General features: G+C 69.2%; 10 protein-coding genes. 3 read left to right on the top strand and 7 right to left on the bottom strand.

The window, feature by feature from the left end; translation table 11 throughout:
- Positions 1-63 precede the first annotated feature (63 nt).
- Positions 64-1,767 carry a RelA/SpoT family protein gene (locus tag AC0VYP_RS12675; RefSeq protein ID WP_475469806.1) on the top strand — a complete coding sequence of 568 codons (1,704 nt, stop codon included), beginning with the start codon at positions 64-66 and terminating at the stop codon, positions 1,765-1,767.
- A 70-nt stretch (positions 1,768-1,837) separates the two neighbouring features.
- Here the strand turns inward: AC0VYP_RS12675 and AC0VYP_RS12670 are convergent, their stop codons facing one another.
- Entirely contained in the window at positions 1,838-2,401 is a 564-nt protein-coding gene (locus AC0VYP_RS12670) for a PadR family transcriptional regulator (protein ID WP_285759890.1), read from the bottom strand.
- A 379-nt stretch (positions 2,402-2,780) separates the two neighbouring features.
- On the bottom strand, positions 2,781-4,040 hold the full coding sequence (locus AC0VYP_RS12665; RefSeq protein WP_475469804.1) for a DUF418 domain-containing protein: 1,260 nt from the start codon (positions 4,038-4,040) through the stop codon (positions 2,781-2,783).
- Between the two features lie 504 nt (positions 4,041-4,544).
- Between AC0VYP_RS12665 and AC0VYP_RS12660 the strand changes: the two genes are divergently transcribed.
- Together AC0VYP_RS12660 and AC0VYP_RS12655 are read left to right on the top strand one after the other, a co-directional pair.
- Positions 4,545-5,678: a histidine kinase gene (locus AC0VYP_RS12660; RefSeq protein WP_475469802.1), complete on the top strand. Its 1,134-nt coding sequence runs from the start codon at positions 4,545-4,547 to the stop codon at positions 5,676-5,678.
- A complete protein-coding gene (locus AC0VYP_RS12655; protein ID WP_285759887.1) occupies positions 5,675-6,277 on the top strand; it encodes a response regulator transcription factor in 603 nt (200 codons plus the stop codon). The genes AC0VYP_RS12660 and AC0VYP_RS12655 overlap by 4 nt, the downstream gene beginning before the upstream one ends.
- Before the next feature lie 142 nt (positions 6,278-6,419).
- On the opposite strand, the gene AC0VYP_RS12650 is transcribed toward AC0VYP_RS12655, so the two are convergent.
- The 5 genes from AC0VYP_RS12650 to AC0VYP_RS12630 all read right to left on the bottom strand — a co-directional run bounded on the left by AC0VYP_RS12650 (position 6,420) and on the right by AC0VYP_RS12630 (position 11,285).
- The gene (locus AC0VYP_RS12650; RefSeq protein WP_475469799.1) at positions 6,420-6,812 is read right to left on the bottom strand and encodes a hypothetical protein; all 393 of its coding nucleotides are present in this window, start codon (positions 6,810-6,812) and stop codon (positions 6,420-6,422) included.
- A gap of 447 nt (positions 6,813-7,259) precedes the next feature.
- On the bottom strand, positions 7,260-9,188 hold the full coding sequence (locus tag AC0VYP_RS12645) for a S9 family peptidase (protein WP_475469797.1): 1,929 nt from the start codon (positions 9,186-9,188) through the stop codon (positions 7,260-7,262).
- A gap of 137 nt (positions 9,189-9,325) precedes the next feature.
- Positions 9,326-10,066 carry a MerR family transcriptional regulator gene (locus AC0VYP_RS12640; protein ID WP_285759884.1) on the bottom strand — a complete coding sequence of 247 codons (741 nt, stop codon included), beginning with the start codon at positions 10,064-10,066 and terminating at the stop codon, positions 9,326-9,328.
- Positions 10,053-10,385, bottom strand: coding sequence for a hypothetical protein (locus AC0VYP_RS12635; protein ID WP_475469795.1), 333 nt, complete (start codon positions 10,383-10,385; stop codon positions 10,053-10,055). The genes AC0VYP_RS12640 and AC0VYP_RS12635 overlap by 14 nt, the downstream gene beginning before the upstream one ends.
- Positions 10,386-10,445: 60 nt before the next feature.
- Complete coding sequence (locus AC0VYP_RS12630) at positions 10,446-11,285, bottom strand: MFS transporter (protein ID WP_475469793.1); 840 nt, start codon at positions 11,283-11,285, stop codon at positions 10,446-10,448.
- Positions 11,286-11,436 lie beyond the last annotated feature (151 nt).

Below are 11,436 nucleotides of genomic sequence, written 5' to 3'. Positions count from 1 at the left end.
CCGGGAGCCGATGTAATATCGGCGACACACCACACTCGCGCGTACGCGAAGGGGGACTCCCACATGGCCGCATCCGCGGATCTCATCGCCTCCTCCGCATGGTGGAAGGGCCTGAACAAGGCCATGGCCACCCGTAGCCCCTGCCCCGATGTCCAGCCGCTCGTGGACGAACACCTGCGCTGGTACCCCAAGGCAGACGCAGCCCTGCTCAGTCGTGCCTACGCGGTCGCCGAGCACCTGCACCGGGACCAGAAGCGCAAGAGCGGGGAACCGTTCATCATCCACCCGCTCGCGGTCGCCACGATCCTCGCGGAGATGGGACTGGACACGGCCACGCTGGTTGCCGCCCTGCTGCACGACACCGTCGAGGACACCCCCTTCAGCCTCGCCCACCTCAGCGCCGAGTTCGGGGTCGAGGTCGGCATCATGGTGGACGGGGTCACCAAGGTCAACCGGTCCATGTACGGCAACGCCGCCGCGGGCGAGACCTTCCGCAAGATGGTCCTGGCCGCGCGGGACGACCTCCGCGTACTGCTGATCAAACTGGCGGACCGGGTGCACAACCTGCGCACCCTGCAGTTCCAGCCGCCCCACAAGCGCATCAAGATCGCCCAGGGAACCAGGGAGCTCCTCATCCCGCTGGCGGAGCGCCTCGGCGTGTACCGCCTGAAGCGCGAGCTGGAGGACCTGTGCTTCGCGTATTTGGAGGGCGACGAGCACGACCGCACCCGGGCAAAGGTGGAGCAGGTACGCAAGGACTGTCGGCACGAGTTCGACGCCGTGCGCCATCGTCTCCGCGACATGCTCGTCTCCTTCCGGGTGAAGGCGACGGTGGAGACCCGCGAACGGCACCTCTACTCGGTGTTCACCTCCGGGCGCGGCCCCGGTGAGCGACTCGACGCACTCGACACCGTCCGATGTCTGGTAGTGGTCAAGGGCAGCGAGCAGAACGCCTACCTCGCGCTCGGCGCGGTCCACGGGCGCTGGCGCCCGGTACCGCAGAAGTTCCGGGACTTCATCGCGATCCCCAAATACAACCTTTACCGGGCGCTGCACACCACCGTGGTCACCGACTCCGGCCGGCGGGTGCAGATCATCATCTGCGACTCCCACGCCCAGCAGGTGTCCGAGCTCGGAATCGTCGCCGAGATCCGTCAGGTGACCGGCCGGGACGGCCGGTTGACCCGGGAACGCACGACCGACCCGGAGTGGTTGACCCGCCTGTTGGGCTGGCAGGAGCAGGCATCCGCCGAGGAACTGCTGCGCGGCGTGCGCACCGACCTGGCCGAGACCATCACCGTCCTGACCGAGGACGGACGAATCCTCACCCTCCCCGAGGGCGCCACCCCGGTCAACGTCGCCTACACCATCAGCACCGACACCGGGAACCACTTCTCCACCGCCATTATCGGCGGACGCCTCGTCGGCCCCTCCAGCCCGGTCCGTGACGGGGACACCGTGCGGATCATCACCAAGGACGAGCCCAACCCCGACCGCGACTGGCTGGCCTCGGCCAAGACCGGTGAAGCCCGGGTCGGTATCACCACGTGGCACCGCACGCGCGCCCGCGAACACGCCGAACAGGCCGGCCGCCGGCGTCTCGCGGACCTCGTGGGCGAGGTCCGGCTGGTGGACTCCGAGGCAATAGGCAAGATGGTAGGGGTGGCTCGCAGAGCCGGACACGCCGACCTGGAAAGCCTCTACACCGCGATCGGTGAGGGTTCGGTGGAAGCCGAGAAAGTCGCCAGCCACTTCTCCACCGACTGATCCCCCGCTTCCGGGACGACGGCAACGGCTCCTGCGCAACCGCTGCCCACCGGTCCGTGCGACCGGTCGATCACGCCCGTACGTCGTCGGCCATCGTGTACGCGCCGCCGCGCAGCCGTTCGATCAGCCCCGACGTCCACTGCAGCGCGTGGTCGGCGTTGCCGTGCCACAGGGCGAACATCTCCGGCACGTGTTCGGTACCGGGTGTCTTCCACGCCCGGTCGGGGCCGGCCCCGACGATGGTTGCGGTGCGCTCCCGCTCCTCCTCCAGGGCGGCGCGCCTGCGTTCCAGCAGCGCGATGGCTTCGGCCCGGGGCAGGGCGGTCAGGAAGGCCAGCCCCGCCGACAAGAGGTCGGCGTGGGCTCCCCCGTCGCTGAGCGCGCCGCGCAACAGCAGCATGAACGCCTCGTGGCCTTCGTCGGTGATGCGGTAGTCCACCCGCCCGGAGGGGTCTTCGACGGAGGCGAGCTTGCCCTCCTTCGTCAACTGTCGCAGCGCGTGGTAGATCGATCCCCACTTGACGTTGGCCCACTTGTCGGCGTCCCACAGGACGAGTTCATGGTGGATCGCGTAGCCGTGCGTCGTGCCGTGCCCCACCACCAGGCCGAGCACCAGCAAGCGCGTCGTGGACATGTCAGCCCCCGTATGTCCGTCCCGACACCGTTCTCCGGCGTCCCTTGAGGAGGTTCCGCCACTGGGTGAACCCGAGGCCGCCGGATACCCGTTCGAGTTCCTTGGGGAAGGCGTACCCCTGCGACCGGCTCCCCATGGGAGAACCGTAGGTCCCGGCTGATGGTGCACGGCGCACGGAGTCGAACACACCGGGCCTCCGGTGCGGCGGTGGCTCGGACACCGGGCCCGTTCGCTCTCCCGGTCACGGGACCGCGTCCGCCGCACGCAACCCATTGCGCGCAGGTGTTTCCCCCGGATGACAGTGGCTCCCCGTCGTGGACCCGCGCCGAGGAGATCCTCAGAGGACTCCTGGCGCGGTGGCTCATGCTCCGCAGTGCCGCTAACGGGCCTTGTCGGCGTGGACCCGGCGGGTCGTTCCTCGGTAGGTGAGTGTGCGCAGGAGGGTTTCGGCCGGCCCGCGTACACCAGCGCGTTCCATCCACAGTGCCGCGGCCACGGTCAACACCCAGGTACCCACCGCCACCCCTACCGCCGACCAACTCGACAAATACATCCCCCACCCCAGGCCCCACGCCGCGAACACGGGTGCGAAGACCACCGACTGGGCCAGGTACCCGCTCAGCGAGCGGCGCCCCAACGCCACCAGGGCTTGGACGGGCAGCGCGCGGTGGGCGTCGCGGGTGGCCAGGAAATGGGCGAGGAGCCCGAACAGCGCGGCATAACCCACCCCGGTGAAGGTCCCGGTGTAGAAGTGCAGCGTGCTCCACACGCTCTCGTAGCCCGTGGTGATGACACCGGTGTGCTCCAGACCCAGCACCGCCCCCGCGGCCCAACCCAACGGGATGGCGGTCAGGGCCACCCGGCGCAGCAACGGCAGGTGGCGGGCGGGCTCGTCCAGGACGTGGTGGCGCGCGGCGAGCAGACCGATGAGGAACACGGTGGGCAACGCCAGGGTCGCCACCCCCGAGAACAGTCCGAAGATCCAGGTGGGCACGCGGATCGCGGCCGAGAGCAGGAAGCCGGCCTCGGCGATGCTGAGGCGTTGCAGGTCTGCTGCCGCGATGGCCTCACCCGCGGGCGCGGCCATCGCGGAGAGGACGGTCAGGGCGCTGAGAAGGGCGCCGGCCACCAGCAGGACGACGATCCAGATCTTGAGGGTGCGGTCGCTGCGGTTGAAGAACAGCGGCATCATGAGCAGGCCGATGAGGCCGTAGGTGCCCAGGATGTCGCCCTGCCACAGCAGGGCGGCGTGCACGGCGCCGAAGGCCAGGAGCCATAGGTGACGGGTGCGCAGGAGCCGGCGGGCGCGGGCGGGGGGTGTGCCGCGCGCTGTCTGGCGGGCGTACATCTGCCCGATGCCGTAGGCGAAGAGGAACCCGAACATGGTGTGGGTGCGGGCGTTGACGATGACGATGGTGAGGATTTGGGTGATCTTGTCGGCGAGGTTGCCGTGTGCGGGGTGCAGCAGGGCGATGCCGGCGGGGGCGTCGTAGATGAACCAGGGCACGTGGGCCAGGGCGATGAGCAGCAGCATCATGCCGCGGGCCAGGTCGGGGGCCAAAACGCGTTCGGTGACGGGGGTCGCTTGTACCGGGTGGTGTGTGGTGGGCGGCGAGTCGCCGGAACGGGCAACCGTCATCGGAGTGGACTCCAGATCGTCTTGTAGGGGCAGCGGGTTGCGGACAAGGTCTTTTCGACCCCGTTCGTGTCGAGTCGCGCGTGGGGCCCGTTGCGAGGCAGCCCGACGAAGAGACTCTTCGCGGGAGGGGGAAGCCGCTGCATCGGAGCGTGGGGCGTCGGCATCGATGACGGGTGTCACGGACATGACGCCACCCTCGTCCATCGGCGCCGCCTCCGGGCAGTGGGACCGCGTCACCGTTCTCCCGTGACATTTCTGCGGCGAACCCATGACGTGGTGTCACTGGTGGACGCGGTCGGGCGGGAGCAGACTGGACGCAATCCTGACGCCTGAGCACAAAGGACACCGTGACGCGGCCCGTTGACCGTGTTTCGAGGCGGCCGTCGCGTCCCGGGCCGTACGGGGGCTTCCCCACGGCTCGGGACGCCTTCGCTCCGACACCGGAAGGGCCGGGATGGAGGACGATGTGCGGGGGCTGTGGAAACGAGTGCGGAAGGGGCGTGCATGACGTCGGGGCAGAGCGAGAAGACACAGGGCCAGCTGCGCACGCTCAATTTCGGCATCGTGTCCGGCGCGATCTCCGCCGTCGGCGCGCTGCTGGTGGCGGGCGACGCCAGGACCTGGTGGGACGCGCTTCTCATGGGCGTGGGCCTGGCCACGACACTGCTGGTCGTCAACCGGTGGACCGTGAGCCGTTTCTCCCGTGTGGTGCTCCCCGGCCTGATCGTCACCGCGATCGTGTGGGTCGTCGGGGTGCTGGCGCTGAACGTCTCGGCACCGTCCTACGGGTTCGCCATCGTGGCCACCATCGCCGCCTTCGAACTGCCGCGTCACCGGCGGGCGGTGATCGCGGGCATCGCCGCCTTCGCCGTCGTCGTGCTCGCGACGAAACTGGTCGTGGCGCGCGAGGACGGGGTCGCGGCCCTGGGCGAGTTCGTCTTCATCTCCCTCTGCGTCGCCGCGGCGGGAATCGTTTTCACGATGCTCATCTACGCGGTCCACGACCTCATCACGGAGTTGGGGGAATCGCGACGACGGGAGGCGGAACACGCCGTCATCCGCGAGCGCATGCGTTTCGCCGGCGACCTGCACGATATCCAGGGCCACACGCTCCACGTGGTGAAGCTCAAGCTCGCACTGGCACGCAAGCTCGTGCGCGTTGACACCGAACGGGCAGAGGACGAACTCCAGGAGATCCACACCCTCGTCGGCGAGACCATCGCACAGACCAAGGAACTCGCCTACGCCCAACGACGGCTCAACCTGTCCGCGGAACTGGAGAACGCCAAGAACCTCTTCGAGGCCGCCGGTATCCGTGTTCGGGTTGACCGTGAATCCGAGGTCAACTCACACGCGGGCGAACTGCTCGGCCAGGTCCTCCGGGAGACCACGACCAACATCCTGCGTCACGCCCAGGCTCGACAGGTGCGGATTACTCTCTCCACCATGGGAATCACCATCGTCAACGACGGCGCGCGCGAGGGACCTCTTCCCGATCTCAGAGGACTCTCCACCCTCAGGCAACGAGTAGCCGACAGCGCGGGCGAACTGCGCGTGCACCAGCAAGACGGATGGTTTTGCACCGCCGCGACCCTTCCCGCCGCGACCCCCTCCGACACACGCAAGGACGACCAGTGACCACAGTGGTGCTCGCAGACGACGAAGCCCTCCTGCGCAAAGCACTGGCCGCCCTGCTGCCCCTCGAAGGCGATATCACCGTGCTCGCCCAAGCGGAAGACGGGGAGAGCGCCGTTCACGCCACGCTGCACCACCGACCCGACGTGCTCGTCATCGACCTGGAGATGCCCGGCGTGGACGGACTCGGCGCGGTCGCGGAGATCCGCCGCACACTGCCCGAACAGGTGGTTCTCATGCTGACCCGCCACGCCAGACCCGGCGTGCTGCGCAAGGCGCTCAAACTCGGGGTCCAGGGCTTCGTCAGCAAGGCGGCGGACCCCGCACACATCACCTCGGTCATCACGGCCCTGCACCAGGGCAAGCGATGGATCGACCCCGACGTCTCCGCGCTCGCCGTCATCGACGACTGCCCCCTCACCGATCGAGAGATCGACGTGTTGCGAGCGACCCGCGAGGGGTACGCGGTCGCCGACATCGCCGCCCAGCTGCACCTGGCCGAAGGCACGGTTCGCAACTACCTCTCCAACGCCATGCAGAAGACCCAGACCCGGACCCGACACGAAGCCGCACGCTACGCACGGGAACACGACTGGCTATAGGGGGGCGGGGAGGCGGTCGGCACCTCGGAGGACCGGCGGCCGGTGCAGCCGCCCCGGGCGGGGAGGGGCCGCGGACGAGGAACCGGTGGGGTGAGGAATCGGCCCGGTCCCGCCGTACTCTCGGCAGAACCGGGCCGACCCGTCAGAGGGCCTCGGGCTGGCGCTGATCAGAGGATTGCGCGGGCAGAGCGGCGGATGTGCGGCGAGAGCGGAACCAGTTCACGGCCAGGGCCGCGATGGCGACCGAGACGCCGATGGCGATCACGTCCATGACCACGAAGGGCACCATCGTGGGGACGGCCTCGGCGAGGGCCGGCGCCGATGTCCACAGCCAGTCGTCCACGGCGATCCCCGCGCTCGTCGCCACCATTAACAGCACGAGCTGCACGGGGAAGGAGAGCACGGCCGTCAGGAGCGGTGAGGCCGCCTTGGCGAGCCGCAACAGGAGCCAGGCCAGGATCGGGGCGATGACGATCACCGTGGCCGTGCCGGCCAGGCCGGCACCGATGTTGGCTCCCACCACGTCTTCCGACATGTAGGCCGCTATCAGGGCGGTAACCAGACCGCCCAGCAGCGATGCGCCAAAAGCCGCGCCTGTGCCTGCGGCGAAACCAGTCAGGAACGAACGAAGCGGACTGACCGGTGCAAAGGGTGTTGAGATCATGCGATCAGTGTGGGGCGCACCGGATACCGCCACCTGAGCACTCCTACTCAGCTTCGGCTTACTCCTTCCGTCAACGAGTGAGTACCGCCCGTGCCGGGGGATTCGAAGTACTCCCCCGCCACGCGACGACGGTCCGTGGTCGAGCCCCGAGGTTCTCCACCGCAAGCGGGGGCGGGACCGCAAGGAGGCGTCGATCGAGTGATCGGTGTGCTCCATGGCCCGTTCCGCTCCGATCATGATCGCTTCTCACCGGCCGGGCCGCGGCATTGGGCCCGAGAAGGGCGCGGTGGTGTGCGGTCGTCGCTCGCCCGCCGTGGATCAGGACATGGTCGAAGACCGTCCGCCCAGGTGGCGGGCCAGGAAGCGTTCGAGCGTGCGGTACAGCTCGATGTTGCTGTCGGTGTTGATGAACCAGTGGCCCTCGGTCTCGTTCAGCAGGTACTCGACCTCGGCGCCGCGGGCGCGAAGCGCGTTGACGACCCGGTCGGAGTGGCGGCGGGCGACGCGCACATCGTTGGCGCCGTGGATCAGCAGCATTGGTGCGGTGATGCCGTTGACCCGGTTGATGGGTGAGCGGGCGAGCATGTCGGCCTCCTGGCGGGGGTCGTCCGGGTCGCCGATGTAGCGCAGGTAGCTGTTCTCGACGCTGCGACGGGCGAACGGAACGACCGACTGGACGAGGTTGACGAGGTCGGACATCCCGGTGTAGCTGACCGCAGCGGCGAACCGGTCCGGGGTGAACGCGGCCCCGACGAGTGCGGCGTAGCCGCCGTAGGAACAGCCGTAGATCGCGACCCGGTCCGGGTCGGTGTAGCCCTGCTCGACCGCCCAGTCGAGGGCGTCGATCAGGTCGTCGTGCATGCGCTCGGCGAACTGGCCGATCGCGGCCTGGGTGTGGGCCTTGCCGTAACCGGTGGACCCTCGGAAGTTGACCTGTAGCACCGCGTAGCCGCGGTTGGCCAGAAGCTGGACCTCTGGGTCGTAGCACCAGCTGTCGCGGTACCACGGTCCACCGTGCACCAGCAGCACGGTCGGTAGGTCGCGCGGCTCGACCCCGACCGGCAGGGTGAGGTGGCAGGGCAGGGCCAGGCCGTCGCGGGCGGTGACGGTGATGGGGGTGACCGGGGCCAGCAGGGCCGGGTCGAGGTGCGGGAACGGTCGGAAGAGGCGGCGCGCCTGTCCCGTGGCGTGGTCGTAGAACCAGGTGGCGCCGGGATCGCGGTCGTGGGTGAAGTCCACCACCCAGCGTTGCGCCGTGGCGTCGCAGGACACGTGGGCCAGGTCGCCGTCGGACAGCTCGGCCAGTCGCGGCAGCACCGTGGCGAAGTGCGGGTCGAGCGCGTGGATCTCCTGACGGGCACCGAGATAGCGGGCGCCGAGCAGTTCCCCGGTGCTCGGGTGCAGGATCAGCGAGGACGGGAAGCGCGGGTCTGCCTCGGGGCGAGGCGTGTCCAGGTCGAAGACGGGGTGGCTGTCCACCCCGATCTGCTCGCCGGTGTCCAGGTTGACCCGGACCAGGCGGGTGCGGTCCGAGCCGCGCGACGAACCGATCCACAGTCCGTTCCCGTCCGGGGTGAGCGCGGCCGGGAGGACCCCGAAGAGGAAATCGGTGCCGGCGAATCGCGCGATCGGGCGCGGCTCGCCCGGAGCCCACTCCGACAGGACGTGTTCGCCCCCTTCCTCCATGGTGAAGACCAGCAAGCGGTCCGGGGTGCGCAGCCAGGAGATGACGTCGCCCGGGTTCTCCGCGATCAAGGTCAGCAGGCCGGTCGCCAGGTCCAGCTCGAACAGGTCGGCCAGGTCGGGGCGGCGCATGTTGAGCTGCACGAAAGCCGTCCCCGGCCGGTCCGGTGGGAGGTGCGCGCCGAGCAGCCGCACGCCCTCGAAGGGAGTCAGGTTGACCGCGGGCTCGTCGGGTCGGGTCGGGTCAACGCGATGCAGGTGCCAGTTCTCGTCGCCGTCGGTGTCCTGCTGGAACAGCAGGTAGCGGCCGTCGGTGGTCCAGAAGAAGGTGTCGATGGTGCGCCGGGTGTCAGAGGTGATGCGCTGGGCGCCCGGGGCGCCGGCGTCGTGCACGTCGTCGGGGGCGGCCCAGTCCGTGTCCAGATCACGGAGGAACACGTTGAGCCGGCCGTGCCATGGGGCGAGGTAGGCGACATTCGTGCCGTCCGGGGACAGCAGGGCCCGGCTACGGGTGGGCGGGCCGAAGAACTCTTCGACAGTGATCAGCTTCGACGGGGCGGTCATGACGGATCCTCCTGGTCGATGGATGCGGACACCCCCGAGTCAAAACTCCGACGTCGCGTCGTACTCAAGGCCCCGCGGAGTGGTCTGGATCACAGGATGTTGCGGAGTGTGGACCGATGAAGGGCCTCGGCCCCCGGTCAGGCTTCGTCGGGCCCGGTCAACCGCTGCTGGACCCGGCGCAGAACGCGGTGCTGCACGGGCCTGAGAGTCTGCTGGTTCAGTTCGTCCATCAGCGCTGAGGCCTGCGCGTCGAGTGAGGGCAGGCCGGCCACTCGCACCATCACCGGCTTGAGGTGTGCGACCAGCTCGTCGGTCAGTGATGAGACCTCGTCGTCGGGGGTGTCGGGTCCGAGGGCGTAGAAGCGTGCCGTCAGTGGGGCGGCTGCGGCCATGCCGTCGTCCGCTCCACCGAACAGGGCGGCGAGTCCTGCCGGGCCGTCCTCCCCGAGCAGGTGTCCGAACAGGATCAGCTGTTCGTGCTCGTAACGGGCCATGTCCGTCGGCATCTCCGCTGTGGGGGCGGAACGCCATGCCGAAAGCTCGGGTGGGAGGTCGGGTGGGGCGCCGCTGCTGCGCAGCGCGGCGATACTGGCCCGGCGGGCGGCGAGCCGTTCGATGTCGGCGGCGGCTTGGCGATCGAGTTCGTCGAGCAGCTCCTCCGCGGCCGCTGGATCGTCCAGCACCGCAGGTAGTGCGGACAGTGGTATTCCCAGTGCGGTCATCCTCGTGATGCGCAGGAGACGGACGAGGTGGCCCACGTCGTAGTGCCGGTAGCCCCCGGCCGAGCGCGGTGGTTCGGGCAGCAGCCCGATCTGATGGTAGTGGCGCAACGTGCGGACGGTTACGCCGGCCAGCTCGGCGAGCTCACTGCTGAGCATCGGACAGCTCCTTCGGCTCCAGGTCGCGCAGAGCACGCGAGGCGATCACGGCCAGCAACACGAGGATCCACACCCCGGTGACGCCGAACCCGGCCAGGGTCGGGGACCCGTACTCAGCCGTCACCCCGGCCAGACCGATCCCCGCCGGCGCGGCGATCATCAGCAAGGCGGTCTTCACGCTGAGAACCCGACCGCGTACCGCACCGGTGGTCCGTTCGACCTGCAACACCCCGATGACTGCTCCGACCACGGCGTTGCCCAGGCCGAGCGTCGCGGCGCCGGCGAACACCACGGCCGGGGCAAGCAGGGAGGCCATCATCAGGAACCCTGCGGTGGTGATGACGAGCCCGGCCGACAACCATGCCGGCGATGAGAGTCGTCAACCGATACTGCTGTAGAGCGTCGCGCCGCTCAGCATCCCGACGGCCAGCGCGGTGAGGACGAGGCCGAGCAGGTCGGGGCGGGCGATGAGGTCGAAGTACAGCGGCATCACCAGGCCCTGCAACCCGCCGAGCGCCACGGCCAGGCCGACGACCATGCCCGACGTGCCGAGCAGGAACCGGCTGCGTCCCACTACCGCCATACCTTCTCCGAGTTCGCGCAGGATCGACCGGCGAGGCGACCTGTTGGCCTCGATCTCACCGAGCCGGCGCGGAAGCGTCCGCGTCAGCAGCGCCGCGACCGCCGAGGTTGCCGCAGTGATCCACAGTACGGAAGCGGCGTCGAAGGCGGCGAGCAGCACACCGGCCGCAGCCGGGCCGATCACCAGGGCGGCAGAGGTCAGGGTCTGGCGCAGGCCGATCACCCGCGTCAGGTCGAACCCGGCGTGCCGGGCCACCATCGGGGCCAGCACCTCACGGGCCGTCGTCCCCGGCACGTCCCCGAACGAGCCCAGGATGCCCAGCACGATGAACCACGCCAGGTCCAGGCCCCACAACAGGTTGACCAGCGGCAGCGCGGCGACCGAGGCGGCGGAGATGACGTCGGAGACCACCGAGGCCGTCCGCCGGTTGATCCGGTCGATCACCACCCCGCTGAGCAGTCCGACCAGAACGGCCGGGACCGCAGTCGCGGCCGCCAGCGCCGCCGTGCCCAACGGGCTGCCGGTCGTCTGGAGCACGATCAGCGGCAGCGCCACCGCCGCGATGCCGTTGCCGAGCAGGCTCAGCAGATGCGAGGCGAGATAGGAGACGACGACCAGGTGCTGTTTGAGCGGCATGGGACCAGGAAAGACCCTGACGTTGCGTCGGGGTCAAGGGAAGTCGCGACCGACGGCCCGGCCCGGACGGTGATCCCGGACACCGAATCCTCGACCGGTGCGGACGTCGTATCGGTTCCGACTCGACGTCGGAGTGCGTCGTCCCCCGGGT

The sequence above is a fragment of the Nocardiopsis sp. iso_186 genome (assembly GCF_056173365.1).
Note: the sequence above shows the minus strand (reverse complement) of the source record. Positions and strands in the feature narration are given on the sequence as shown.

What these genes read in the sequence shown, in the direction of transcription:
- AC0VYP_RS12665 (WP_475469804.1), bottom strand. Translation starts at nt 4,040, where the DNA reads ATGACGGTTGCCCGTTCCGGCGACTCGCCGCCCACCACACACCACCCG.
- AC0VYP_RS12675 (WP_475469806.1), top strand. Translation starts at nt 64, where the DNA reads ATGGCCGCATCCGCGGATCTCATCGCCTCCTCCGCATGGTGGAAGGGC.
- AC0VYP_RS12660 (WP_475469802.1), top strand. Translation starts at nt 4,545, where the DNA reads ATGACGTCGGGGCAGAGCGAGAAGACACAGGGCCAGCTGCGCACGCTC.
- AC0VYP_RS12670 (WP_285759890.1), bottom strand. Translation starts at nt 2,401, where the DNA reads ATGTCCACGACGCGCTTGCTGGTGCTCGGCCTGGTGGTGGGGCACGGC.
- AC0VYP_RS12650 (WP_475469799.1), bottom strand. Translation starts at nt 6,812, where the DNA reads ATGTCGGAAGACGTGGTGGGAGCCAACATCGGTGCCGGCCTGGCCGGC.
- AC0VYP_RS12640 (WP_285759884.1), bottom strand. Translation starts at nt 10,066, where the DNA reads ATGCTCAGCAGTGAGCTCGCCGAGCTGGCCGGCGTAACCGTCCGCACG.
- AC0VYP_RS12635 (WP_475469795.1), bottom strand. Translation starts at nt 10,385, where the DNA reads ATGATGGCCTCCCTGCTTGCCCCGGCCGTGGTGTTCGCCGGCGCCGCG.
- AC0VYP_RS12645 (WP_475469797.1), bottom strand. Translation starts at nt 9,188, where the DNA reads ATGACCGCCCCGTCGAAGCTGATCACTGTCGAAGAGTTCTTCGGCCCG.
- AC0VYP_RS12630 (WP_475469793.1), bottom strand. Translation starts at nt 11,285, where the DNA reads ATGCCGCTCAAACAGCACCTGGTCGTCGTCTCCTATCTCGCCTCGCAT.